Genomic DNA, 24929 nt, shown 5'->3' with positions numbered 1-24929 from the left:
GCCGGGGAAAGTCATGTGAGCGGTGCCTGGTAGTAGATAATGGCTTCCTGCTCTTTGTAGCGCTCGTTCAATTCTTTTGTTTCATAAAAGGTCATAAAAAGATTCTCAACAGGGCAGAAAAATTTGATCCAGTAACAACTTCTGTATAGACCGGGGTCATCCATGCCGCAAAAATCCTTTGCAGTGTCCGCGGAAAACGTGGCAGACAGCAGCGTTGGGGGAGTTTTTATCCAGTCTGAAGAACTGGCCATCCCCCGATACAGCGGTACTTCCAGAATTCCGGACAGCTTGAATACACTTCTTAAAAATGCAGTCCGTGCAAGAATATAATTCCATCTAAGTTCTTTTGCACCGATCCCCTGAAAGATGTCTGGGGTCCGGGGAACGGAACCGCTATAGGAGATCAGACCAGCTTCCGCCATAACGATTTTCATTCCTTTTATCCATTCTCCTGAGTAAGGATTTAACAGATACTGGCTGGCGGTTTTTTGCTCTAAGTCATACAGTTTCTGCGCGCGCATGTATTCCTCGAGGTCGCAATACAGGTCAGGATCACCGGTTGCTGCGTGAAAATCAAAGCGTTTTCCTTTTTGGATAAAGCGGGAATGCTCTTTCAGCCATGCAGCTGTTTGCAGTTCCTGTTTTGCAATGGAGACTCTGGCGGCAGCCTGAGACTGGCTGGTTACTGGTATCGTAAGCTGTTTCTGGTACGCTTTGCATTGCGCAGAGAGCTTTTCGACTGCAGCACGCGACAGAGTGGAGCAGCTCTTCCGAAACTGATATTGTTCAATTTGTTCTGCGGGAATTTCCCAGCACTTTCCCGCATCTTCAAATGCCGTGATTCTCCAGATAAACATACAGCTTTCGGGATCAAAAGATTCAATATAGCCTGGGGTACGGCGTCCGTCCAGTACCCGTCCTTCGTTGCCGGGGACTAAATGTTTCAAGGAGCCGGTTTCAAATAATTCATCTGGTTCTGCTGTGGCGTGACACTCGTGCATTTGAGCATACCTCCCTGTGTATATTTAGAAAAAGAGAACCTCTTGAGCGGATAGGATCTGTCACAAGAAGTTCTCTTTTTATTATTTATTCTTCGTCTTCGTCAGCAGGAACGAGCTCATCGTACTCCATGGAGTCGATCCACTCATCAAAGCCGTCCGAAGCTGCTTCATACTCCTCATCGCTCTCGATGTTCTCAAGAACCGGAAGGCCATTTTCTTCATGGAAGCGGTAAATAAATACCTCTCCGTCTTCATTTACACCTTCTTCATTGAGCGGAAGCAGGGCAATGTAGTTGTTTCCGGCAGCTTCGAATACAGTGAGGATCGAGCACTCGATCGTTTCATCGTTGTCCAGTGTGAGCGTAATAGTTGCTCCTCCGTTTTCACAGTCCTCTGAGCAGCTGGAACAGTTTCCGCCGCATGTTTCAAAATCACTCATGTCAGTACCTCTCTTATCTGTGTAATCAATCTTTGTGATAGATACACTTTAACAGATGAGACAGAAAATGGCAAGAATAATATTGCAGCAGAAAAATTTAAATAGGACTGTCAAAAGGTTCCGGGAAATGATATACTGAACATGAATTTTTGTCCATAGCGCCAACTCGCTGCGGCAGACCGTCAGAACAGGTCTTGCGGACAGAGGCTGTTATCGGAGCATAGAACAGGAGAGCAAATTATGAAATTAATATCTTGGAACGTAAACGGTCTTCGGGCATGTGTTCAGAAGGGGTTTATGGATTTTTTTCGCGAGGCGGATGCGGATATTTTCTGTATTCAGGAGAGCAAATTGCAGGAAGGGCAGATCGAGCTTGATACGCCGGGCTACCATCAGTACTGGAATTATGCAAAAAAGAAAGGATATTCAGGAACTGCTGTTTTCACAAAGCAGGAGCCGCTTGCAGTCAGGTATGGGATGGGCATAGAAGAACATGACCAGGAGGGGCGTGTCATCACGCTGGAGTTTGACCGGTTTTACTTTGTGACGGTGTACACACCCAACTCTCAGAATGAGCTTGCCCGTCTTGATTACCGGATGCAGTGGGAGGAGGATTTTCTGGCGTATCTGAAAGCATTGGAGAAGGAGAAGCCAGTCATTTTTGCAGGCGATCTCAATGTCGCACACCGGGAGATCGATCTGAAAAATCCGAAGACAAACCGCAGAAATGCCGGATTTACAGATGAGGAGAGGGCAAAGTTTACAGAGCTTATTGATCAGGGCTTTATCGATACCTTTCGCTATTTTTATCCGGATCAGGAGGGGATATACAGCTGGTGGTCGTATCGGTTTAAAGCGCGTGAGAAAAATGCAGGATGGCGTATCGACTATTTTTGTGTGTCAGAAGCGCTGCGGGAGCAGCTGGAGGATGCGAGGATCCACACGGAGATTTTCGGATCAGACCACTGTCCGGTGGAGCTTGATATTTCTGTCTGACGTCCATCACAGAAACGATTTCAACAGAAAGGCGGAAGAATACAGTGCAGAAAGACACGTTTAAAGTGACAGCAGACCATGGCAGGACGCCGGGAGTAGCAGTAGAGAAAAACGGGATCCATTTTGGTTTCTTTGCTTCGGGGAAGGGAGTGCCCGAGCTGCTCCTTTACCGCAGGGGAAGCGAGGAGATCGCAGCCAGACTGCCTTTCCCGGACTCAGAGACAGGAGACTGCTATTATTCTATGAAGGTGGCAGTTGACAGTATGCAGTATGAATACAATTTTCTGGATGCAGGCGAGGTAGTGACAGATCCGTATGCGGCCAGAATCTGCGGAAGAGAGACGTTTGGCGTGCGCACAGACGCGTCGGCTCATGCGGTCCGTGCCGGTTTTGTGAAACATTCCTATAACTGGGAGAAAGATCAGCTGCCTTCCATCCCGTATGAAGATGCGGTCATGTATCATCTGCATGTGCGTGGATATACGATGCATCCGAATTCAGGCGTCAGGAAAAAAGGGACCTTTGCAGGACTGCGGGAGAAGATTCCGTATCTGAAGACGCTTGGGATCAATCAGGTCAAGCTGATGCCGGTCTATGAGTTTGAAGAGCTTGTGCCGAGGATCGCAGGCGGCACAAAAAAGCTGCAGCATCCGGAGTACGCCTGCGAAAAAGCGCCTGTGCATACAAATGCCAGGGAGGGAACGGACGCTCCCTGCGGACAGGCAGAGTATAAAATGAATTTCTGGGGATATGGACCGGGATTTTATTTTGCGCCGAAAAGTGCTTATGCGTACGGACAGGATGCGCAGAAAGAATTAAAGGATATGGTAAAAGCTTTTCACAGAAACGGGATCGAGGTGATCCTTGAGTTTTACTTTGTCCCGGAAGCAGATATTTCAATGATCTCGGACTGCCTTTGCTACTGGGCGCGGACGTATCACATTGACGGCTTTTCTGTGATCGCACGAGAAAGCGTTGTACAGGAGCTTTCCCGTCTGCCGCTGTTTCGAACGAGGAAGCTGATCTGCAACTGGTACGCAGAGGATCTGAAGAACTGGAACAGTGAAAAAGGACGGGCGCTTCTTGCCGAGTCAAATGATGGGTTTATGAATGACTGCCGCAGGCTGCTAAAGGGGGATGAAGATGCGCTGCGCGCATTTTCCAGACGGCTGCAAAGCAACCCCAAAGGAATCCGGCCGGTGAATTATATGACGAACCATGATGGTTTTACCCTGTCTGATCTGGTGTCCTATGACGCCAAGCATAATCTTGACAATGGAGAGCAGAACCTTGACGGTACAGACTATAATTTCAGTTGGAACTGTGGAACAGAAGGGGCGTCAAACCGGCGCGAAATTAAAAATCTGCGTATGCGCCAGCGAAAAAATGCAATTGCGATGCTGCTGTTTGCACAGGGGACTCCGATGCTGCTTGCCGGAGACGAGTTTGGAAATTCCCAGAATGGGAATAATAATCCCTACTGTCAGGACAACGAATTGTCGTGGGTAGACTGGAGCGGCAGACGGCGTGACCGGGAGCTTCTGGAGTTTGTGCAAAAAGCAGTTGCTTATCGGAACATGCACCGGATGCTTCATCAGACGAGACAGATGACATGCTCGGATCTGCTCTCTACGGGCTACCCGGATCTTTCCTTTCACGGAGAGCGGGCATGGTATGGAGATTTCGGACACATCAGGCGTCATCTCGGATGTATGTATTCCGGAGCGTATGCCGGAGAAAAGGGCTTTCTCTATATCGCCTATAACTTCCACTGGGAAGCGCAGGAATTTGCTCTTCCGCTGCTTCCTCAGAAGATGGTATGGTACAAGGTGATGGATACCTCACTTCGCGAGAGTTTTATCCCGCAGGAAGCACAGGAAAAGCTGCCGGAGGCGAAATCGTTTACTGTTCTGGCAAGAACAATTGTGATTTTGGAAGGAAAATAATATGGAACTGCAAAAAGAGAACCAGAGGATTACCTGGAGAAAGATCCGGGGACACTGGAAAACGATAAATGAACATAAAATGCTGGTGCTGCAGCACTGCTTCCGCATTGGGCTGTATTGGCAGGGGCTTACGCATGATCTGTCCAAGTATCTTCCCTCAGAGCTTTTGATGGGATTTCGGTATTATGAGGATGGAAAGAGCAGTCCGAACAATGGAGAACGAAGGGAGAAGGGCTATTCTTATGCGTGGATGCATCACAAGGGACGCAACCGTCACCATTTTGAATACTGGACGGATTACGCGCTTCATCCGGTCAGCGACCGGTGTCCGCTGCAGCCGGTACAGATGCCGCGCCGGTATGTGGCTGAGATGCTGATGGACCGGATCAGCGCATCCAAAAATTATAATAAAGAGACGTATACGCAGCATCATCCCCTTTTATATTTTGAAAAAGGAAAAAGCCATTATCTGCTGCATCCGCAGACCGAAAAGGAGCTGCGCGGGATGCTTCGCATCTTGGATGAGCGCGGCGAGGAGGAGCTGATCCGCTTTGTGCGGGACTATTATTTAAAAGGTTATGAGATATGACGAAGATATTACTGGTAGAGGATGACGAGAGCGTCAACCGCGCAGTTGCATTTTCTTTGCAGAAGGAAGGGTATGAGGTAAGCAGAGCTGCCACACTATGCGAAGCAAAAGGCAGGCTGCGTCAGAGCTATCCGGATATTTTGCTGTGTGATATAAATCTGCCGGATGGCAGCGGTCTGGCCCTTGTCAAGGAAGCGCGCGAGAGTGGCAGCGCCTATATTATCTGTCTGACAGCGCTTGACCAGGAGACGGATCAGGTGATGGGGTACGGTGCTGGAGCAGATGATTATATTACAAAGCCGTTTAGTCTTTCTGTGCTTACGCTGAAGCTGCGGGCGTATCTGGAGCGGTGCGGCGGAAACTCGAAAAACTGCTTTAGAAGCGGGGATCTGACCGTACAGCTTGATGCGATGAAGCTGTTTCGGGATAAAGAGGAGATTCCACTTTCCCGGAATGAATGGAAGCTATTGTGTCTGCTGGCAGAAAATGCCGGGAAGATCCTTTCAAAAGGACAGATTTTAGAATGTCTTTTTGATGTTGAGGGAAGCTTTGTCAATGATAATACTGTGGCGGTCAATATCAACCGCCTGCGGGAAAAAATCGAGCCAGACAGGACAGATCCGATGTATATTAAAAATGTGCGCGGGCTTGGCTATGTCTGGAGCAAGGAGTGCCGATGGGGGCTATAAAAGCAAAGCGGATCTTCCTGTCGACATTTCTTTTCTGGGTGATCGTGAATCTGGCGCTTGCGTATCCTGCCTGTCGCAGCTATCAGGAAAAGCAGCAGCTTTGCGCGCTTGGGCTTGGAGAAGATCCGGGAGAGAGCATCGCCCGGTATTTAAAGGAAGGCCCCTTTTTTGACGGTGAAGATGAGAAAGAGCCCCTGAGGGAGCTTGGTTATACAGATACTTATGTTGGAACTTTACAAAAGCAGCTGTTTTTTCAGATTTTCTGGAATGCACTTACGACAGGGCTTGCCGGCGCAGGGCTGCTCTTCCTCTATATGTATGACAGGAACAAAAGAAGAAATGAGACGGAGGCGTCGGTGCAGTGGATCTGTGACCGGCTTGCCGGGCTGAAAAACAGTATGCACACGGGAGGGAGCTGCGGGGACAGTGATACGCTGCCGGAAGATATGCCGCAGCTTGTCAGGATTGAGGAGGAGCTTGCGCAGCTTTCCGACCGCATCGGGCAGGTCTATACATCGGCGCGTGCGGATCGGGAGGAGACAAAAGCGCTGGTTACAGATATCTCGCATCAGCTCCGCACGCCTCTTACCGCACTTTGGACAAGCTTTGAGCTGCTGTGCAGCGGCTCCCTCTCTCCGGATGAATATGCAGAATTTCAAAATCGCTGTGCCGTGCAGATGGTACGCCTTCAGGAGCTTACCGATGCACTTTTACAGATTTCCCGTCTTGAGACAGGTCTGATTGAGCTAAAGCTCCAGCGTACGCCGCTGTTTGATACGATATTGACGGCAGTTAACCGTATTTATCCGCGGGCACGGGAAAAGGAGATAGCGGTTGTGTTAGAGGAGACAGATGCGCAAAGCGCACCTCTTATGGTATTGCACGATCCCAGGTGGCTTTCTGAAGCCTTGATCAATATTCTGGAAAATGCCGTAAAATACAGTCCAGACAGTACGCAGGTGACAATCACAGTGCTCCAGATGGCAGTCTCAGTACGGATTGAGATCATTGATCAGGGGATCGGCATTTTGCCGGAGGATGTCAATCGGATTTTCCGGCGTTTCTGGCGCGGAGACAATGCCCGCATCCGGGAGGAAAACGGACAGGGGATTGGCCTGTATCTGGCGCGTCAGATTATTGAGAAACATCATGGTACAATCCGCGTGGCGGCGCAGAAGCCCCAGGGCAGTCGTTTTGTGATACAGCTTCCGCTTGGGTGAAGTAGTTTTGATAAAAAGTCTTACAAAAATGTAAGGCTTTTTCTGCGTTTATGAAAGAAAACAGAAAGAAATATCTGCTAGATTAGTAGTGGAAAGGATATACAGCATACTGAAGCCAGAAAGGAAGAAATCGTATGGGAGTTATTTTACAGGCAGAAGCACTTTGTAAATTTTATGGAACAGGAACGCAGCAGGTGAAGGCAGTCAACTGCGTGGATCTGGAGATCATGCAGGGAGAATTTGTCGCGATCGTCGGAAAAAGCGGATCTGGAAAATCTACGCTTTTGCATATGCTGGGCGGACTGGACCGCCCCACATCCGGGCACGTGCGGATCCGCGGCGTGGATATTTATCGGCCCGGCGAGGATGCACGGACTGTATTTCGCAGAAGAAAGATCGGGTTCGTATTTCAGGCGTACAATCTCGTCAGCTCGATCAATGTGTGGGAGAACATTGTGCTGCCGCTCGGGCTTGACGGGAAGAAGATTGATGAGCCGTATGTTGAGGAGCTTATTGATACGCTCGGACTGCGTGAGCGGCTGTATCATCTTCCCTGTGCGCTGTCCGGCGGTCAGCAGCAAAGAGTGGCGATCGCGCGGGCGCTTGTGACGCGTCCGGACATTGTTTTTGCAGACGAACCGACCGGAAACCTTGATTCACGGACGAGTGATGAGGTTGTGACGCTGTTAAAGGCATCGGCACAGAAATTTGGACAGACACTTGTCATCATCACACATGACGAGGATATCGCGCAGATGGCAGACCGCACGATCCTGCTGGAAGACGGGGAGGTGGTCAGACTATGAAAAAGGAGCGGGAACAAAAGAGAACAGGGGAGGGAAAGCTGCGCAGGAACAGGCACGGCATGACGATCGGCAGACTCGCATTATGCAATGATAAAAATGACCGGACGCGCAGCATTCTTGTAATGGTGACAGTCTGTCTGACTACGCTGCTGCTCGTGCTCATTGCTTCTTACGGGTATGGGATGCTGCGTTCTCAGAAAGTCAACGCCGGGCTGGCGAGCGGTTCGCATTATGGATATTTCAAAAAAGCAGGTGAGAAACAGATCGAACAGATGCGGCTGCGCAGTGAGTTTGACCAGATCGGCCGGATGGCGCTTATGGCACTTACGCAGCAGGATGGTGCGATGTATTATGCGGATGAAACTGCACTTTTGCTTAACAATATGGAAAACCGCCTGATCGAGGGACACTATCCGGAAGAGGGAAATGAGATCGCAGCAGGAGCATCCTTTTTAAAGCTATGCGGGATGAAGGAGCCAAAGGTCGGAGACACAGTGACCTTACAGCGGCGCTTTGACATGGAAACACCGTACGAGGAAGAAACGTATACGGTCAGCGGGATCATCCGGGAAAATGAGGTAGGCTCCGGCATCTACCGGGCTGTCTTTGTGTCAGAGGAATACTATGAGTCGGTGGTTTTGCCGCAGGAGAGGGAGTACAATGTCTGCTTTACCCTGCAGCCTTCTGTACAGATCAATACAGACAATGCAGAGGAGGTGATCAGGGAGCTGGCATCGCTTGTCGGTGTGGAAGAGAAAGATGTGAAGGTAAACAATGATTATCTGAGATGGAGCCTGTACCCGGGAACAGAGCTGATCGTCGGATGTGTGCTGATCAGCGGATGTATCGTGCTGTTTTCGGTGCTGGTCATCTATAATATTTTTCAGGTGGGGATCGTGCGCCGGATTCAGGAATATGGAAAAATACGTGCGCTTGGCGCCTCAAAAAAACAGATGCGCCAACTGATCCAGACAGAGGGCATGGTACTTGCGGCAGTGGGTATCCCTGTCGGGACAGTACTTGGCACAGTGTCTGCCAAGCTGTCATTTGAGTATCTGATGAGGCTGGAGGGCATCTACCGACCGCAGGGTTTTTGTATTGTTTCGCCGATCTGTCCGCCGCTGATTTTTCTGGTAGTCCTGTTTTGCCTGTTTACGGTGTGGATCGCGCTTCGTCGCCCGATGCGGCTTGTGGCGGCGGTCTCTCCGATTGAGGCGGTGCGGTATCAGGAAGGAAGCGCCGGAAAGAAGGAGCAGGGGGTACGCAGAGGAAAACGAAAAATGGGCGTAGCCGGGCTGACATTTGCCAGTTTGTCTGCAAATAAAAAAAGAACGGCGATGACGATTGTGACGATGGGGCTTTCCTGTACACTTTTTGTTGTGCTTGCGAATCTGGCAGGCAATATTGATATGGAATATGATGCCCGGAAAACCGTAGAGTATGGAGACTTTCAGATTGAAATAGAGTATTCCATCGGCGATAAGGCATATCCAGAGGAAAATCTCGACGCAATCTTGAGAGAGGATCCGATTGATGCTGCTTTGCTGGAAGACCTGCGTGCGATCGACGGGGTAAAAGAGGTCAGTACGCAGAATATCCTGTATGCACAGCTTCTTGATGCAGAAGGGAATGTGACAGAAAAAGACTACTCCGTGCTTGTTTTAGATCAGGATCTTTTTGAGCGGGAATTGGAGGCTGGCGGTTACGCCGGCGAGTTTTCATATGAAAGCGTATCGAAAGAGCCGCAGATTCTGTGGGGCGCAGTCTATTTTATGGACGATGAAGGCGTGGCAGTCGGAGACGAGAAAAGGCTGCTGCTTACAGACGGGATTCGCCAGGCACAGCTTCAGGCGCGTGTGGCGGGTGCGTTTGGAATGCTTGGCGCGGACTGGGCGATCACGGAAGAGGTATATCGGAGACTCGGCTTTGAGGATAGCCCGGTATCTAAGGTGTGGGTGACGTGTGAGGAAGGAAAAGAAAAGTCGGTGGAAGCTGGGATCAGGGAGCTCCTTTTGGAAAAGGAACATCTGGAGCTTGAGACGTATGAAGACGCGCTCGAAGTCTCCAGAATGAGTATGGAGCTTTTAAAGCTGATCGTGTATCTTTTAAGTGGCATGGTCGCTGTGATCAGCTTTTTGAATATGGCAAATACGCTCGTCGTAAGTGCTGTGACGCGCAGACAGGAGTTTGGCGTGCTTCAGGCGATCGGGATGACGAGCCGCCAGCTCAATGCAAGCTTGCAGGGCGAAGGGCTTATTTTTACCCTTGGAACACTGGCGGTAGCGATGCTTGTCGGCATCCCATGCGGGTATGGTCTGTTTCGTTACGGGAAGGCAGAGCATATGTTTGGCTTGAACCAGTATCATTTTCCGGTCACAGAGCTTGCCGCGCTGGTTCTCTTCCTGGTGCTGTTCCAGATCCTGCTGTCGTTTCTACTCACGCGCAGCGTCAGACGGGAGTCTGTGATCGAGCGGATCCGCTACAGGGAATAGGCGAATCAAAGCCGAAACTACTGCGGATATACCAGACGCTCCTCCGTGATATCGGCCAGAACATCCCGCAGATATTTTTCCGCCAGATAATTTGCCATCGGAAGATTCATATCGAGGTAGTTGCCGCAGTCCTTTGCGCTTGCTCCCGGCACCTCGTCGTGAAAGTCGCGGATAAAGGTAAACATCTCACGCATCAGTGGGACAATGTCTTTTGACTCATAGTCTCCGGCGAGCAGCAGATAGAAGCCGGTACGGCAGCCCATTGGACCGAAGTAAACCGTTTTTTCACCGTACTGTGCGTGATTGCGCAGAAATGTAGCGGCGAGGTGCTCGATCGTGTGTATTTCTGCGGTGTTCATGACCGGCTCGCCGTTTGGCTTTGTCATGCGGATATCGAAGGTCGTAACGACTTCGCTTCCGATATGGTCTTTGCGGGAAACGTAAAGCCCTGGAAGAAGGCGGATGTGGTCGATGGTAAAGCTTGCAATTTTTTTCATGACAGATGACGTCCTTTCCATAGTGATTTTTCTGTTTTTCTTCCGTTTTTTCGTATGGGATAAACCGGATACGGGTACTATTTTAGCAGATTGCAGCATGGGATACAACCTTGACTTTAGTATACGAAAATGATAGAATTACCGGAAAAGCGGATGGGATACACGCAGAGCGCCGTCCGCAGACGTTACGTTTCAGGAGGAAAAGGGTATGATAGGAGAGAAAAAGGTCCTGTTCAGCGGTATGCAGGCGACAGGGAATCTTACACTGGGCAATTATCTGGGCGCACTCAAAAACTGGGTGACGCTCAGTGATGAATATGAGTGCTTTTATTCTGTGGTAGATATGCATTCGATCACTGTGCGCCAGGATCCGGCAACACTGCGCAAGCGCGCACGCGCACTTCTGACGCTGTATATTGCAGCCGGGCTTGACCCGCAGAAAAACTGTATCTATTATCAGTCGCACGTATCAGGACATGCGGAGCTTGCGTGGATCCTGAACTGTTTTACCTATATGGGGGAGCTGAACCGCATGACGCAGTTTAAGGATAAGGCTTCCAAGCATGCGGATAATATCAATGCGGGGCTGTTTACGTACCCGGTGCTGATGGCAGCAGATATTCTTTTGTATCAGGCAGACGTTGTGCCGGTAGGGATCGATCAGATGCAGCACCTGGAGCTGACAAGGGATATCGCGCAGCGCTTTAATGCTGTTTACGGGGACGTATTTACTGTTCCGCAGGCCTACATCGGGAAATCGGGCGCAAAGATCATGAGTCTGCAGGAGCCGTCAAAAAAGATGAGCAAATCCGATGAAAATCCAAACGGCAGCATTTACCTGATGGATGACCCGGATACGATCCGCAGAAAGTGTAAGCGCGCCGTGACAGATTCGCTGGGAGAGATCCGCTACAGTGAGGAACAGCCGGGACTGCACAATCTGATCGATATTTACTGTGCCTGCCAGAACAAGACTCCGGATGAGGTTGTGAAAGAATTTGCAGGCTGCGGCTACGGACAGTTTAAGGAGGCGGTCGGCGAGGCGGTTGTTGCCATCCTTGAGCCGCTGCAAAAGCGCGTTGCCGAGCTGGAAAAGGACAAGTCCTATATTGACGGTATTATCAAAGAAAATGCGGAAAAGGCGAATTACTTTGCACAGAAAACACTGCGCAAAGTGCAAAAAAAGGTTGGTTTTCCAGAGAAGATCCGATAAGTGTAAAAGGCAATACTGCAGCATCTCCTGCTGTGGTATTGCCTTTTTAAAGTTCTTTTTTAGGCTCCTTACAAAAAGATATGATCCGGCAGCAGCTGCATCATATCTTTTGGGGGAGGACACGTAAAATCCAGCTCTTTTTTGGTGAGCGGATGGCAAAAGGAGAGCCGGTACGAATGCAGTGCCTGCCGCTGCATCAGCTCTGTGGCAGATGGATTGTACAGAAAATCTCCGATCAGAGGATGTCCGATATGCTTCATATGGACGCGGATCTGATGGGTCCGTCCGGTCTCCAGGCGCACACTGGCGAGTGTCAGAGGGATTTTGGAGGCGGTATCTGTGAGGTGTACAAGGCTTTTATAATGTGTAACGGCACGCTCGCCGTGCTCCCGGTCAACACAGCGCGCAATCGCAGAATCCTTTGCGCGCGCGATGGGCGCATCGATCGTCCCGCAGGAGGGCAGTATGCCTTCTGTGATCGCAAGATATTCCCGGTGGATCTCGCGGCTGGCAGACATACGTGAGAGGATCGTACTGCTCAGCATGTTTTTGGCGATGATCAGCAGACCGCTTGTGTCGCGGTCGAGCCGGTTGATACAGCGATAGACGAATGGGATCCCCTGTGCGGCGAAATAGTACAGGACGCCGTTTGCCAGTGTATTTTCATGGTTATTGATGGATGGGTGGATCGGGGTGTCGGCGGGCTTATTCAGTATGAGCAGATCCTCATCCTCATAAAGGATGGAGAGCGCCATTTTGACTGGAACAATATTTTCCGAGGAGGCTTCTTCGATCAGGCGGATCGTAAGAAGATCGCCGCAGCACAGACGCTCATTTGTATACGCCCATACATCGTTTCGCAGAATGCCGCAGGGCGTCCGTTTTAAGTGCGTGAGGATGTGGTGGGAACAGCCGCGGCTGCGGAGAAACTGTTCGACTGTCGTGTCTGCGTCTGCGGGGGTGATATGCCAGGAGAGTATTCTTTCCATGATCGTTTTTGCGGTCCTTCCTTTGCCGGTGAATGGTTGCTTTGTGGATTTTGTGAGATTGATTATACCCAAAACAGGGGATGTGTCAATAGATTTCCGGGAGGTTTGGGCATATTTTACTTAACAAAGAAGCGGACATGTGATAAGATGACTAAAGATAACGCGATTTTTGGAAACAGGAGGTTGGACGATGGACGGTCAGAAGAAGTATGTAGCGTATGTTGGGACGTATACACACGGCAGCAGCATCGGGATTCACATATATGATATTGATGTGGAGGCAGGGCATATGACGGAGCGGGATGTAGTGCCAGTCAACAATGCCTCCCATATGACAAAGTCATACAATGGCAAATATCTGTATTCAATAGCGGATGAGGGCGTAGAGGTACTGCGGATCCTGCCCGACGGAGGGTTGGAGCCGATCAATAAAGTCGGGATAGATGGTATGAGAGGGTGTTATCTTTCTACCGATAAAAATGGAAAGTTCCTGTATGTAGGAGGTTACCATGACGGAAAGGTGACAGTCGTCCACACGCACAGGGATGGCCGCCTTGGATCGATCATGGACGGCGTTTTCCACAAAGGGCTTGGGAGCGTGGCGGAGCGCAATTTCCGCCCGCATGTAAGCTGTGTTCTGCCAACGCCAGATGACAAATATCTCTGTGCAGTGGACAATGGAGTGGACCAGGTCAAGATCTATAAGATTAATGAACAGACCGGAAGGATCAATCTGTATGATATTTTGCGCTGCAAGCTGGATTCAGGTCCCAGACTTCTGACGTTTAGTCAGGATGGCAGATATGCCTATATCAACTGTGAGCTGACGAATGAGATCGTAGTCTATACGTATGATGGTACGGGAAAGTCGCCGGAGTTTGAAAGGATACAGTCTGTCTCCGTACTGCGCGATCCGCAGACAAAGGGGAGCGCCTGCTGCGGCATGAAGCTTGCGCCGAGCGGCAAATACCTTTATGCTTCTACTGCCGGGGAGAATACGGTGGCAGTATTTGCGGTAGATCAGAAGACGGGCCTGCTTACGCGGCTTTGCTGTCTGCCGATCAGCGGAGATTATCCAAAGGATATTGATGTGCTGCCGGGAGAAAAGACACTGGTGGTACTCAATCATGAGACAAATGAGATCCGCTTCTTTACGATTGACTATGAGAAGGGGCTGCTTGTTATGAAGGGACGTCCCGTCAAGATCGAGACGCCAAACTGTATTCTGATTTCGGAGTATACAGACGAAGCGTAAAAGCATGGCCAAAGAGCCGTATGAAAAAAGAAAATGAAAAAACAGTCAGGGGCTGCTGCAAAACACGTATTTTCGTGGATTGCAGCAGCCCCTGCTTCCCTTATCTGAGCTGGAAAGTCCTGCTTTTATTTCTGATATATTTTTTTCAAAAAATCAATCCGTGAGGACATATGGAGCAGCAGATGGTCTGCGATGGTCAGTGCAGCCATCGCTTCGACAACGACACACGCGCGGGCGACGATGATCGGATCATGGCGTCCGTGGATGACTGCTTCATGGCATGCGCCGTCTCTGCCGAGCATGCTTTGCGGCCGGGCGATCGATGGGGTAGGCTTAAAGGAAGCGCGCAGCAGGACGTTAGTTCCGTCACTGATCCCGCCAAGAATCCCTCCGCTGTGGTTCGTAGCCTTTGTGGGAGTGCCGTCAGCACCGCAGGTGTAAGCATCATTATTCTGTGATCCTCTGGCCATGGCTGCCTGTACTCCGTCTCCGATCTCTACGGCCTTGACTGCGCCGATCGACATAACCGCTTTTGCCAAAGAGGCGTCGAGCTTGTCAAAAACAGGCTCGCCCAGTCCGGCGGGAAGGCCGCAGATGCTGCATTCGATGGTGCCGCCGCTCGAGTCAAGCGAATGGATGCAGGCGTCCAGATAGGAAAGCGCCGCCCGGGTGGCCTGCGGATCCGGCATACGCACAGGACTGTCCTCGATCCGATCGAGATCCATCCGGCTTCGGTCGATGGATACCGGACCGATCTGGGAGACGTACGCGCGCACCCGGATACCGAGCTCATCGAGCATCCGGCAGGCGATCGCACCTGCCGCTACGCGCCCGATCGTTTCCCGGCCGGAGGAGCGCCCCCCGCCGCGGTAGTCCCGGAATCCATATTTTTGGTCAAAGGTATAATCCGCATGACCGGGACGGTATAGTTCAGAGATCGTCCCATAATCTTTGGAACGCTGATCCTGATTGAGGACCATCAAAGAGATGGGCGTGCCGGTCGTCTTTCCTTCAAATACGCCGGAAAGGATCTGCACGGCGTCGGCTTCTGCCCGGGAGGTGGTGTATTTGTTCTGCCCCGGTCTGCGCCGGTCGAGGTATGTCTGTATGTCGGCTTCACACAAAGAGATGCCTGCCGGACATCCATCTACGACAGCTCCGATTGCCTTTCCGTGTGATTCGCCCCAGGTGGTGACTCTGAAAATAGTTCCAAAGGATGAACCTGCCATATTGTTTCCGCCTTTCGTGTTTATGCTTGATGCACCTGAGTATACCGCATCTGCCTGCGATTGGCAAGAGAAGAACCGTGTGCTGTCCGGAAAATGGCGGAACTGTCGCGAAAATGGCATCCGCTGTTTGGCAGATGCGCGGTTTTTGCATATAGTAAGATAAAAGGCGCCGGCGGACAGCCGGGTCAGGGAAAGGAGAAGAGGAGGATGAGTTGTGCCGGCAGATGTATTGGCTTTGTCCACACAGTCAGGAAAGGAGATACGCTGTATCTGTTAGGAAAGAAATATCATGTGAGAGTATCGGCGCTGATTTTTGCGAATCCCTACGTAGATGTGTATAACCTGCAGGTGGGAGATCAGATATGTATCCCGAAGCTGCGTCCGCTTTCTTAAAAAAGTATAAATAAACAGAAAACAGGCGGCGTCCAGATTGACAAACAGTGCGGTAAAATTTATAATGAGCAGAAGCAAAAAATATTCAGGAAAGAGGATAGACTATGAATTTTCTCGATAAAATGGAACGAAAATACGGAAAGTATGCGATCCGGAATCTTCCAATGATCATGATCGCAGTTTATGCGGCAGGCTATCTGCTCACGGCGCTCATGCCGGAGATCATCAGTTTTTTGTATCTGAATCCGGCGCTCGTGCTGCGCGGTCAGATCTGGAGAGTCATTACCTGGGTGCTGGTGCCGCCTGAGAGCTTATCGATATTTACACTTATCATGCTGTATTTTTATTTTTCTCTCGGACGGACACTGGAGTATACGTGGGGATCGTTCCGGTTTAATGTATACATCCTTTCCGGTGTTGTCTTTACCGTGATCGGAGCATTTCTGCTTTACTTTTTTACGGGTCAGGTGGGCTGGTACAGTACGTACTATATTAATATGTCGATCTTCCTGGCTTTCGCTCTGACGTACCCGGATATGGAAGTGATGCTGTATTTCCTGATTCCGATCAAGATGAAGTGGATGGGCTATATCTATGGATTCTTTATTCTCCTGTCTGTCGTACAGGGAAGCTGGGCAGACCGGATATCGATCGTGATGTCCCTGCTGAACTTCGTCATTTTCTTCCTGATGAGCAGGAATCTCAGACGGTATTCTCCGAAAGAGGTACACCGCAGAAATGAGTTTAAACGCAATGTGAAGAAGGTGCAGCCAAAGAGCGCGACTATTCATAAATGTGCAGTATGCGGCAGGACAGAAAAGGACGGGGATCATCTGGAGTTCCGCTATTGCTCCAAATGTGAGGGCAACTATGAGTACTGTCAGGACCATCTGTTCACACATCAGCATGTGAAAAAATAAAAGGACGATTGAGAATGTTGAAATTCAAAATGAAAAAAGCTGCGGCTGCGCTTGGCGCTGCCGCAGCTATGCTTATTATCACAGGATTTGCAGTAGCGGGAGAGGGAATGGACACTGCCCGTTTTACTGTGGCGCTGTTGCTGGCCCTTGGCGCAGGGCTGTTTGTTTTTTTTGACGTTACATATGGAAAGCTGATATCTGCACTGATGTATCTGGCGCTTCCGGCGCTTGCGTTTGGCGCGCTGGAAAACTATACGCATGTTCTGTCTGATCTGGATCTGCCGATCATTGTGCTGAATCTGGCATTTTTTTATCTTTTGTATGCAGTCGCGACATTCCTTTTCGGGAGTGTGCGCCGGGGATTTTTTGCAGCTACGCTTGTGCCGATGCTGTTTGGACTGGCCAATTATTTTGTAGTCAGTTTCCGCTCGTCGCCGATCGTGCCGTGGGATTTTCTTTCTCTTGGTACAGCGGCGTCTGTAGCAGATAATTATACGTTTACCATAACCTGGAAGGTTGCTTTTGTACTGATGATCTTTATCTGGATCATCCTTCTTGCTTCAAAATCACGTGTCAGCTTCCGGCGGCTGCGCATACGGCTGGCAGGCGCCGTCCTGAGTGTGCTGCTGCTGGCAGGTTATCTGAGCGGGATCCAGAAGAGCAGTGTCCAGAGCTTTTTTGGTATGGATACTACACTGTTTACGCTGAATGTGCTGTACCGCAACAACGGGATCGCTGCGGCGTTTCTTGGAAACCTGCGTTTTCTCAGTATAGAAGAGCCGGCAGGGTATTCTGCGGATGAGGCAGAGGCGCTTGCTGCGCAGGCAGAAAAGGAGGAGGCGGCCGATGCGGGAGCAGACAAGCCTTCGGATGCGCAGAAAATGGCAGAGGACGGAATGCAAAAAGAGACAGAGCTTCCAAATATTGTAGTGATCATGGATGAGGCGTTTTCTGATCTGTTTGTATGGGGAGACTTCCAGACGAGTGAGGAAGTGATGCCGTTTTTTAAGTCGATGCAGCAGGAAGCTATCGGCGGGGAAGCGTACGTCTCTGTGAAGGGAGGAAACACGGCAAATACAGAGTTTGAATTCCTTACAGGAAATACCATGGCGTTTCTGCCGGTGGGAAGCGTACCGTATCAGCAGTATATCAATGAAGATATGCCCTCCCTGGCTTCTTATCTGAAGACGCTTGGATATACGGCGACGGCGATCCATCCGTACAATGCCTCGGGCTGGGATCGTGACGAGGTTTATGAGCGGTTTGGTTTTGATGAGTTTTTAAGCCTGAAGGATTTTGTAAATCCGCACTGTATGCGTGGGTATGTCAGCGACCGGGCGGCTTTTGACAAGATCATAGAAGAGTTTGAAAAGACAAAGGCGCAGGGAGGAAGATCCTTTATTTTTGAAGTGACAATGCAAAATCACGGCGGCTACAGCAAGCCGTCACCGGATTTTGAGTCTTATCTGAAGCTTGAGGGCGTTTCTCCAAAGACAACGAGCGTGTTTGCGACAGAAAAGTATCTGACGCTGATGAATGAGACGGACCGGGCGCTGCAGGATCTGCTTCTGTATTTTGAGGAACAGGAAGAGCCGGTCGTTGTGCTGATGTTTGGAGATCATCAGCCGTCTGACTATATTACAGATGTGATCGAGCGTATCTGCAAGACGCAGCCGGAGGAGTCTTTGGAGTATGTGCAGCGCGGCTATCGTGTGCCGTTTTTGCTCTGGAGTAATTACGGACTGGAACATACCTATTATGAAGGAGTCAGTGTAAATTATCTCGGAGGACTTTTGCTGGAAGCGGCGGGGCTGCCGCTCACCGGCTATCAGAAGTTTTTGAGCAGCCTTATGGAACAGCTTCCGGTCATAACGGGCAATGTCTGCCGTGATGCAAACGGAACCTTCTATCAGCGGGAGGATGAGACGTATGCAGAGCTACTGAATGATTATAAAATTCTCCAGTACAATTATCTTGTCGATGAGAAGAACCGGATGAGCCAATTTTTTGGAGGTTAAGGCTTGACAATTTCGATCTGGCGTTTATAGTTATACATATATATTGCATATATGAGGAGTAAACGTATGAAAAAGACATTTGTAACAAAAGAAAAGCTGGAGGAGATCGCGCAGCAGTTTCCGACTCCGTTTCATCTGTATGATGAGAGAGGGATCCGGCAAAATGTAAAGGAGCTGTATGAGGCATTTTCCTGGAATAAGGGCTATAAAGAATATTTTGCAGTAAAGGCAACGCCGAATCCGTTCCTGATCCGTATTCTGAACGAGTATGGCTGTGGGACAGACTGTTCCTCTATGACAGAGCTGATGCTTTCTGAGGCGATCGGTATTGCCGGACAGGATATTATGTTTTCTTCAAATGATACGCCGGAAGCTGAGTTTGCAAAGGCAGCACAGCTTGGCGCGATCATCAATCTGGATGATATCACGCATATTGAGAAGGTAGAACGCGCAGTAGGGCATCTGCCAAAGACGATGTCCTGCCGTTACAATCCCGGCGGTCTGTTCCGGATCAGCAATGATATTATGGACAACCCCGGAGATTCTAAGTACGGTATGACGGATGAGCAGATCGAAGAAGCGTTTTGCATTATGAAGGAAAAGGGCGTAGAGGAGTTTGGCATCCATGCGTTCCTTGCGAGCAATACCGTGACCAATGAGTATTATCCAATGCTTGCAAAGGTTCTTTTTGAACTGGCAGTCAGACTCCACAAGACCACAGGGGCAAACATCCGCTTTATCAACCTTTCTGGCGGGATCGGGATCCCCTACCGTCCGGATCAGGAAAAGAATGATATTTATGCGATCGGGCGCGGCGTACGGAAGGTGTATGAGGAGGTCCTTGTACCGGCAGGTATGGGAGATGTGGCTCTTTATACGGAGCTTGGCAGATATATGCTCGGACCGTACGGCTGTCTGGTGACGCGGGCGATCAATGAAAAGCACACACACAAGGAGTACATCGGTGTAGATGCCTGTGCTGTGGATCTGATGCGTCCGGCGATGTACGGCGCCTACCACCATATCACAGTAATGGGAAAAGAAAAGGAGCCATGCGATCATACGTACGATGTGACAGGTTCCCTGTGTGAGAATAATGACAAGTTTGCAATTGACCGCAAGCTTCCGAAGATTGATATGGGAGATCTGCTCGTGATCCATGATACCGGTGCACACGGCTATTCTATGGGGTATAATTACAATGGAAAGCTGCGTTCTGCAGAGATCCTGCTTTGCGAGGATGGGAGCGCCCGGATGATCCGGCGTGCGGAGACTGCGCGCGATTATTTTGCAACGTTTGATTTCTGCGATATACTGGATAAGATGAGATTTGAGTGAGACTTTGGGAAGGATTTTGGTTTTTTCCATAAAAATAACTTGCATCTCAAAGAAAATCATGATAATATACAAAAGGTGCGAATGCAGTCGCGAAATGCCGCTGTGGCGGAATTGGCAGACGCACTTGACTCAAAATCAAGCGGGTAACACCGTGCCGGTTCGAGTCCGGCCAGCGGCATTACTGAGAGTATCCCAAAGTCATGCGATGGCTTGCGGGGTACTTTTTTTGATTATCTCTATTATTATAATCAGAAAATTTTTACAGTTATTTACGGAAGAAAGGGTAATAGAACGTGGAACATACAAGAGGTGCGATTCTTGTGGTCAGTTTTGGCACAAGCTACGAGGAGACAAGAAAAAAAACGATTGACCGGATCGAGGCGGAGATTCAGGCGCAGTATCCGCAGTATGCGCTGTATCGCGCGTGGACCAGCGGAATGATCCGGAGAAAAATAGAACAGCGCGACGGGATCCATATCCCGGATGTGACGGAGGCGCTGGAGCAGATGCGAAAGGACAAAGTCCGTACAGTGATCGTTCAGCCGACGCATGTCATCAATGGCATCGAAAATGAGCAGATGGAGAAAGAGGTGCGGGCATTTGCGGACTGCTTTGATCAGATTGTGACGGGAAAACCGCTGCTCACCTCGCAGGAGGACAATGATACAGTGGTGGAATGTGTGGCGCGGGAACTGCATCCTTCTCCGGATGAGGCGCTTTTGCTGATGGGACACGGGACGGAGCATTATTCAAACAGCGTTTATGCTGCGCTTGACTATCAGTTCAAGGACCGGGGATATGAAAATATATTTATGGGAACTGTAGAGGCGTATCCGGCGTTTGATTCTCTGATCAGAAGAGTGCGGGCGTACGGGCCGAAAAGGGTGATCCTTGCCCCGTTTATGATCGTGGCGGGCGACCATGCGTCAAATGATCTGTCAGGAGACGGGGAGGATTCCTGGAAGAGCCGGCTGGAGAGCGAGGGATTTCCGGTGACGTGCGTCCTGAAAGGACTTGGAGAATATGAGGGCATCCGGCAGCTGTTTCTGTCGCATGTGGCGTCATCGGTCGCACAGCTTAATAAAGAGCAGGAAAGCGGCAAGCCGCATAATGTCAGGCAGTGACAGCTCGGGCGAACGCACCGGGTAAGAATAGACAGAAGGAAGAATCGGACATGAGTATACAGATGATCGGGATTGATCACAGCATGGCTGAGATTGATATCCGCATGATATTTTCATTTACTAAAAAATCAATGGAAGAAGCGTTTGCGTATTTCAAAAAGGTGGATGGCATCTGTGGCTGCGTGATGCTGTCTACGTGCAATCGGATGGAGCTGTGGCTGAGTACGGAGGAGGATTTTTCCTGTGATCTGGTGCAGCTGCTTTGCGATCTGCGCGGGGTGCCGGCGGAGCAGTACCGGCCTTATTTCCGGTATCGGACGGAGCGCGAGGCGGTCAGCCATCTGTTCTGTCTGGCGGGAGGACTGGAATCAAGGATCCTGGGAGAGGATCAGATCATCACACAGGTAGGGGAAGCGCTCACTTTTGCGCGGGAGCATTATGCAGCCGATCACATACTGGAAACGCTGTTCCGGCAGGCAGTGACGGCTGCGAAAAAGGTAAAAACATCAGGGATCGCGCTCTCCCCGGCAGATAAATCAGTTGTTCATACAGCGATTGAGACACTCGAAGCAGATGGTTTTACGTTTGAAGGAAAGAAATGCATGGTGATCGGCAATGGCGTTATGGGAAAGCTTGCTGCAACGCTTTTAAAAGCGCAGGGAGCGGATGTGACGGTGACGGTCCGTCAGTACCGAAGCGGTGTGGTACAGATCCCTTTGCATTGTCAGCGGATCGACTATGGACGCCGGATGGAGCTTTTTGGACAGTGCGATCTCGTAGTCAGCGCGACAGTCAGTCCGAATTATACGCTTGTAGAGGAACAGGTCCGGCAGGCGCTGTGCCGTCCGGTCGTACTGGTTGATCTGGCTGTTCCAAGAGATATTGATCCGCAGGTAAAGAAGCTGCCCGGCGTCAGGCTGTATGATATAGACTGTTTTCGGGAGGAGGCGCACAGCGAGGCGCAAAAAGAGGCGATCCGGCAGGCGCAGGCCTGCTTTGCGCAGCAGATGGAGGAGTTTTACAGCTGGTATGAATGTGCGGACCTGATCCCGAATATACAGAAGATCAAACAAAAAGCGGCAAAGGATCTGACTTTGCGCCTTACCAAAAAGCTTTTAAGACTGTCAGTGACAGAAAAAGAGCGGGAGGAGCTGCGCAAAGATATTGAGTCGGCCGCGCAGAAGACGGTCAATAAAATGCTGTTTGGTCTGCGGGATGGAGCAGAGCATGGCGTCTTTCGGGAATGTCTCGATGTACTGGAGCATATGTATGAGGACGAGTAGCCGGAAAAGACAGGAACCGCATGTGGAAGACAGAAGGGAGACAGGACATGAGAGCAAAAGTGGTGATCGGAAGCAGAGAAAGCAGGCTTGCTGTGATCCAGGCAGAGCAGGTGGCGTCATATATTCGTGAGAATGCTTTGCATACAGAGACGGAAATTCTCACAATGAAAACAACAGGGGATAAAATACTGGATCGGTCTTTGGATAAAATAGGAGGAAAAGGGCTGTTTGTCAAAGAGCTCGACGTGGCTTTGCTGGAGAAGCGCTCCGATCTGTCTGTGCACAGCTTAAAGGATGTGCCGATGGAGCTTTTGCCGCAGCTTCCTCTGATCGCGTATTCAAAGCGGGAGGATCCAAGAGACGTGCTCGTGCTGCCGAAGGGGGCGTCCGGGATAGATTTTTCAAAGCCGGTGGGATGTTCCAGCCGGCGGCGTATGATCCAGTTTGCGAAGCTGTATCCGCAGGCGAAATTCGAGATGATCCGCGGCAATGTACAGACACGCCTGCGCAAGCTGGATGAAGGACAGTACAGTGCGACGATCCTGGCAGCCGCGGGACTGAAGCGGCTGGGGCTTGCAGAACGGATCAGCCGCTATTTTTCCACGGAAGAGATGATCCCGGCGGCAGGTCAGGCGATTTTGGCTGTACAGGGCAGAGCAGGAGAGGATTACAGCTGTCTGGACGGGTATTCAGATATGGAGTCAGAGCTGTGTGCGAGAGCAGAGCGGGCCTTTGTGCGTGCGCTCGGCGGAAACTGCAGTACGCCGGTCGCGGCATTTGCACAGCTTGACGGGAAACAGCTGTCCCTGCATGCGATGTATCTGGATGATCATACGGGAAAGCTGCACACGGGAAGGCAGGAAGGACGTGCGGACGCGCCGGAAGAGGCGGGAAAGCAGCTTGCTGCACAGTTCCTGGGAGAATGAGCATACGGGAGGCAGAAGAATGGATAATAAAAAGACAGGAAAGGTCTGGCTGGTCGGAGCAGGACCGTCAGATCCGGGACTATTTACCATAAAAGGAAAGCAGGTGCTGGAGGAGGCACAGGTCGTAGTCTATGACGCGCTGGTTGGAGATGGGATCCTTCAGATGATACCGGAAAAGGCACAGAAGATCAATGTTGGCAAGCGCTCCAGCAACCATACGATGCCGCAGGAAAAGATCAGCGGGCTGCTGGTGGAAAAGGCGAGAGAAGGAAAACGCGTTGTGCGGCTAAAGGGAGGAGATCCGTTTCTGTTTGGACGCGGCGGAGAGGAGATCGAGCTTCTGGTAAAGGAGGGGATCCCGTATGAAGTGGTGCCCGGGATCACCTCTGCGATCGCAGTGCCGGCTTATCAGGGGATCCCGGTGACCCACCGGGATTTCTGTTCTTCTGTACACATTATTACAGGACATAAGCGGGCAGGCGCTTCTTATGATATAGATTTTGAGGCTCTGGTACGCACGGGCGGGACGCTTGTCTTTTTGATGGGAGTGTCCTCTTTGCCGGATATCTGTAACGGACTGCTGGATGCCGGGATGCGTCCGGATATGCCGGCGGCGCTTCTGATGCGTGGCACCACGGCGAAGCAGGAGCGGATACTGGCAACGGTCGGAACGCTTGCGCAGGAGGTCAGAAAGCATGGCGCCAGGACGCCTGCGATCATTGTGGTCGGCGCCGTCTGCACACTGGCAGATACCTTTTCCTGGTATGAGAAACAGCCGCTTGGCGGAGCAAAGGTGATGGTGACAAGACCAAAGGAGCGAATCGGAAAGACTGCGGCGAAGCTGCGCGCTCTCGGAGCGCAGGTTGTGGAACTTCCGGCGATCGACACTGTAAAAAGACAGGACAATACAAGACTGCAGGAAGCGCTCGGGCGGCTGCACTCGTATCAGTGGATCGTATTTACAAGTCCGGCCGGCGTGCGTTTCTTTTTTGAGGAGCTTCGAGACTCTGGCCGGGATGTGCGCTGCCTGGCCGGGGCAAGGTTTGCTGTGATCGGAAGCGGCACAGCAAAAGAGCTTTTTTCTTATGGGATACAGGCGGATCTGATGCCGGAGGTATACGATGCAGAGCACCTTGGAGCGGCGCTCGCAGCGCAGTGTACGGGGGGTGAGCGCATCCTGATCCCGCGCGCGGCGCAGGGCAGTTTGCAGCTGATCCAGAGGCTGGCAGAAAAAGAGACGCTGGAGATAGATGATATAGCAACGTATGATACGCAGTATGTATCAGATGAATGGATTGATGCAAAAGAGGAGCTGGAGACAGGACAGACGGATTACGTACTCTTTACGAGCGCATCTACGGTGCATGGATTTGCAGCAGTCACACAGGGACTGGATTATACGAAAGTAAAGGCTGTGTGCATTGGCAGACAGACTGAGGAGGCGGCAGCGTCCCTTGGCATGCGCACGTGGAGGGCGAAGCAGGCATCTACGGACAGTCTTGTGGAACGGCTTGTCGAGGTATATACAGAAAACAGACAGAAATGAGGCAGAGAAAGGAGACGGCA

Annotated in this window: 22 protein-coding genes and 1 tRNA gene; 18 read left to right on the top strand and 5 right to left on the bottom strand. The window is 50.7% G+C overall.

The genetic code is table 11. The features are described 5' to 3' along the window. Positions 1 to 11: 11 nt before the first annotated feature. Entirely contained in the window at positions 12 to 1001 is a 990-nt protein-coding gene (locus QOX44_RS11300; RefSeq protein ID WP_283683256.1) for a hypothetical protein, read from the bottom strand. Between the two features lie 85 nt (positions 1002 to 1086). Further along, positions 1087 to 1440, bottom strand: a complete 354-nt coding sequence (locus tag QOX44_RS11295; RefSeq protein WP_283683255.1) for a DUF1292 domain-containing protein — start codon at positions 1438 to 1440, stop codon at positions 1087 to 1089. Between the two features lie 240 nt (positions 1441 to 1680). On the opposite strand from QOX44_RS11295, the gene QOX44_RS11290 reads away from it, so the two are divergent. The 7 genes from QOX44_RS11290 (at position 1681) to QOX44_RS11260 (ending at position 10178) form a co-directional block, all read left to right on the top strand. Then, the gene (locus tag QOX44_RS11290) at positions 1681 to 2436 is read left to right on the top strand and encodes an exodeoxyribonuclease III (RefSeq protein WP_283683254.1); all 756 of its coding nucleotides are present in this window, start codon (positions 1681 to 1683) and stop codon (positions 2434 to 2436) included. 44 nt (positions 2437 to 2480) lie between these two features. Next, positions 2481 to 4382 (top strand): hypothetical protein, encoded by a 1902-nt coding sequence (locus QOX44_RS11285; RefSeq protein WP_283683253.1) that lies wholly within the window; start codon positions 2481 to 2483, stop codon positions 4380 to 4382. A gap of 1 nt (position 4383) precedes the next feature. Next, a complete protein-coding gene (locus QOX44_RS11280) occupies positions 4384 to 4971 on the top strand; it encodes a DUF5662 family protein (protein ID WP_283683252.1) in 588 nt (195 codons plus the stop codon). Further along, positions 4968 to 5660, top strand: coding sequence for a response regulator transcription factor (locus QOX44_RS11275; protein WP_283683251.1), 693 nt, complete (start codon positions 4968 to 4970; stop codon positions 5658 to 5660). Before QOX44_RS11280 ends, QOX44_RS11275 begins: the two co-directional genes overlap by 4 nt. Further along, complete coding sequence (locus QOX44_RS11270) at positions 5648 to 6880, top strand: sensor histidine kinase (protein ID WP_283683250.1); 1233 nt, start codon at positions 5648 to 5650, stop codon at positions 6878 to 6880. Before QOX44_RS11275 ends, QOX44_RS11270 begins: the two co-directional genes overlap by 13 nt. Positions 6881 to 7014: 134 nt before the next feature. Next, positions 7015 to 7686 (top strand): ABC transporter ATP-binding protein, encoded by a 672-nt coding sequence (locus tag QOX44_RS11265; RefSeq protein ID WP_283683249.1) that lies wholly within the window; start codon positions 7015 to 7017, stop codon positions 7684 to 7686. Then, complete coding sequence (locus QOX44_RS11260) at positions 7683 to 10178, top strand: ABC transporter permease (protein ID WP_283683248.1); 2496 nt, start codon at positions 7683 to 7685, stop codon at positions 10176 to 10178. The genes QOX44_RS11265 and QOX44_RS11260 overlap by 4 nt, the downstream gene beginning before the upstream one ends. A gap of 17 nt (positions 10179 to 10195) precedes the next feature. Here QOX44_RS11260 and QOX44_RS11255 read toward each other — a convergent pair whose 3' ends face one another. Next, on the bottom strand, positions 10196 to 10675 hold the full coding sequence (locus tag QOX44_RS11255) for an S-ribosylhomocysteine lyase (protein ID WP_283683247.1): 480 nt from the start codon (positions 10673 to 10675) through the stop codon (positions 10196 to 10198). A gap of 208 nt (positions 10676 to 10883) precedes the next feature. Here QOX44_RS11255 and trpS point away from each other — a divergent pair, with 208 nt between their 5' ends. Continuing rightward, positions 10884 to 11888 (top strand): tryptophan--tRNA ligase, encoded by a 1005-nt coding sequence (gene trpS / locus QOX44_RS11250; RefSeq protein ID WP_283683246.1) that lies wholly within the window; start codon positions 10884 to 10886, stop codon positions 11886 to 11888. A gap of 68 nt (positions 11889 to 11956) precedes the next feature. Here the strand turns inward: trpS and QOX44_RS11245 are convergent, their stop codons facing one another. Beyond that, positions 11957 to 12877: an RluA family pseudouridine synthase gene (locus QOX44_RS11245; RefSeq protein WP_283683245.1), complete on the bottom strand. Its 921-nt coding sequence runs from the start codon at positions 12875 to 12877 to the stop codon at positions 11957 to 11959. A gap of 190 nt (positions 12878 to 13067) precedes the next feature. On the opposite strand from QOX44_RS11245, the gene QOX44_RS11240 reads away from it, so the two are divergent. Continuing rightward, positions 13068 to 14132 carry a lactonase family protein gene (locus QOX44_RS11240; protein WP_283683244.1) on the top strand — a complete coding sequence of 355 codons (1065 nt, stop codon included), beginning with the start codon at positions 13068 to 13070 and terminating at the stop codon, positions 14130 to 14132. Between the two features lie 125 nt (positions 14133 to 14257). On the opposite strand, the gene aroC is transcribed toward QOX44_RS11240, so the two are convergent. Continuing rightward, entirely contained in the window at positions 14258 to 15361 is a 1104-nt protein-coding gene (gene aroC / locus QOX44_RS11235; RefSeq protein ID WP_283683243.1) for a chorismate synthase, read from the bottom strand. Positions 15362 to 15454: 93 nt separating this feature from the next. Between aroC and QOX44_RS11230 the strand changes: the two genes are divergently transcribed. From QOX44_RS11230 to cobA, 9 genes are all read left to right on the top strand, one after another. Then, the gene (locus QOX44_RS11230) at positions 15455 to 15754 is read left to right on the top strand and encodes a LysM peptidoglycan-binding domain-containing protein (protein ID WP_283683242.1); all 300 of its coding nucleotides are present in this window, start codon (positions 15455 to 15457) and stop codon (positions 15752 to 15754) included. 104 nt (positions 15755 to 15858) lie between these two features. Beyond that, the gene (locus QOX44_RS11225) at positions 15859 to 16674 is read left to right on the top strand and encodes a hypothetical protein (RefSeq protein ID WP_283683241.1); all 816 of its coding nucleotides are present in this window, start codon (positions 15859 to 15861) and stop codon (positions 16672 to 16674) included. 14 nt (positions 16675 to 16688) lie between these two features. Further along, positions 16689 to 18692: an LTA synthase family protein gene (locus QOX44_RS11220; RefSeq protein ID WP_283683240.1), complete on the top strand. Its 2004-nt coding sequence runs from the start codon at positions 16689 to 16691 to the stop codon at positions 18690 to 18692. A 66-nt stretch (positions 18693 to 18758) separates the two neighbouring features. Beyond that, on the top strand, positions 18759 to 20030 hold the full coding sequence (locus tag QOX44_RS11215) for a diaminopimelate decarboxylase family protein (protein ID WP_283683239.1): 1272 nt from the start codon (positions 18759 to 18761) through the stop codon (positions 20028 to 20030). A 96-nt stretch (positions 20031 to 20126) separates the two neighbouring features. Further along, a tRNA-Leu gene (locus QOX44_RS11210) sits at positions 20127 to 20208 on the top strand. Positions 20209 to 20323: 115 nt separating this feature from the next. Continuing rightward, positions 20324 to 21154 (top strand): sirohydrochlorin cobaltochelatase, encoded by an 831-nt coding sequence (locus tag QOX44_RS11205; RefSeq protein ID WP_283683238.1) that lies wholly within the window; start codon positions 20324 to 20326, stop codon positions 21152 to 21154. Between the two features lie 50 nt (positions 21155 to 21204). Beyond that, the gene (hemA, locus tag QOX44_RS11200) at positions 21205 to 22437 is read left to right on the top strand and encodes a glutamyl-tRNA reductase (RefSeq protein WP_283683237.1); all 1233 of its coding nucleotides are present in this window, start codon (positions 21205 to 21207) and stop codon (positions 22435 to 22437) included. Between the two features lie 47 nt (positions 22438 to 22484). Further along, positions 22485 to 23363, top strand: coding sequence for a hydroxymethylbilane synthase (hemC, locus tag QOX44_RS11195; protein ID WP_283683236.1), 879 nt, complete (start codon positions 22485 to 22487; stop codon positions 23361 to 23363). Positions 23364 to 23382: 19 nt separating this feature from the next. Continuing rightward, on the top strand, positions 23383 to 24909 hold the full coding sequence (gene cobA, locus QOX44_RS11190) for a uroporphyrinogen-III C-methyltransferase (RefSeq protein ID WP_283683235.1): 1527 nt from the start codon (positions 23383 to 23385) through the stop codon (positions 24907 to 24909). The last annotated feature ends 20 nt before the right edge of the window (positions 24910 to 24929 follow it).

The sequence above is a fragment of the Parablautia sp. Marseille-Q6255 genome, assembly GCF_951230155.1.
In the GTDB taxonomy this organism is placed as follows: Bacteria; Bacillota; Clostridia; order Lachnospirales; family Lachnospiraceae; genus Choladousia.
Note: the sequence above shows the minus strand (reverse complement) of the source record. Positions and strands in the feature narration are given on the sequence as shown.

Coding starts and splice junctions, on each gene's coding strand:
- QOX44_RS11300 (WP_283683256.1), bottom strand. CDS start 1,001: ATGCACGAGTGTCACGCCACAGCAGAACCAGATGAATTATTTGAAACC.
- QOX44_RS11295 (WP_283683255.1), bottom strand. CDS start 1,440: ATGAGTGATTTTGAAACATGCGGCGGAAACTGTTCCAGCTGCTCAGAG.
- QOX44_RS11290 (WP_283683254.1), top strand. CDS start 1,681: ATGAAATTAATATCTTGGAACGTAAACGGTCTTCGGGCATGTGTTCAG.
- QOX44_RS11280 (WP_283683252.1), top strand. CDS start 4,384: ATGGAACTGCAAAAAGAGAACCAGAGGATTACCTGGAGAAAGATCCGG.
- QOX44_RS11275 (WP_283683251.1), top strand. CDS start 4,968: ATGACGAAGATATTACTGGTAGAGGATGACGAGAGCGTCAACCGCGCA.
- QOX44_RS11270 (WP_283683250.1), top strand. CDS start 5,648: ATGGGGGCTATAAAAGCAAAGCGGATCTTCCTGTCGACATTTCTTTTC.
- QOX44_RS11265 (WP_283683249.1), top strand. CDS start 7,015: ATGGGAGTTATTTTACAGGCAGAAGCACTTTGTAAATTTTATGGAACA.
- QOX44_RS11260 (WP_283683248.1), top strand. CDS start 7,683: ATGAAAAAGGAGCGGGAACAAAAGAGAACAGGGGAGGGAAAGCTGCGC.
- QOX44_RS11255 (WP_283683247.1), bottom strand. CDS start 10,675: ATGAAAAAAATTGCAAGCTTTACCATCGACCACATCCGCCTTCTTCCA.
- trpS (WP_283683246.1), top strand. CDS start 10,884: ATGATAGGAGAGAAAAAGGTCCTGTTCAGCGGTATGCAGGCGACAGGG.
- QOX44_RS11245 (WP_283683245.1), bottom strand. CDS start 12,877: ATGGAAAGAATACTCTCCTGGCATATCACCCCCGCAGACGCAGACACG.
- QOX44_RS11240 (WP_283683244.1), top strand. CDS start 13,068: ATGGACGGTCAGAAGAAGTATGTAGCGTATGTTGGGACGTATACACAC.
- aroC (WP_283683243.1), bottom strand. CDS start 15,361: ATGGCAGGTTCATCCTTTGGAACTATTTTCAGAGTCACCACCTGGGGC.
- QOX44_RS11230 (WP_283683242.1), top strand. CDS start 15,455: ATGGCGGAACTGTCGCGAAAATGGCATCCGCTGTTTGGCAGATGCGCG.
- QOX44_RS11225 (WP_283683241.1), top strand. CDS start 15,859: ATGAATTTTCTCGATAAAATGGAACGAAAATACGGAAAGTATGCGATC.
- QOX44_RS11220 (WP_283683240.1), top strand. CDS start 16,689: ATGTTGAAATTCAAAATGAAAAAAGCTGCGGCTGCGCTTGGCGCTGCC.
- QOX44_RS11215 (WP_283683239.1), top strand. CDS start 18,759: ATGAAAAAGACATTTGTAACAAAAGAAAAGCTGGAGGAGATCGCGCAG.
- hemA (WP_283683237.1), top strand. CDS start 21,205: ATGAGTATACAGATGATCGGGATTGATCACAGCATGGCTGAGATTGAT.
- hemC (WP_283683236.1), top strand. CDS start 22,485: ATGAGAGCAAAAGTGGTGATCGGAAGCAGAGAAAGCAGGCTTGCTGTG.
- cobA (WP_283683235.1), top strand. CDS start 23,383: ATGGATAATAAAAAGACAGGAAAGGTCTGGCTGGTCGGAGCAGGACCG.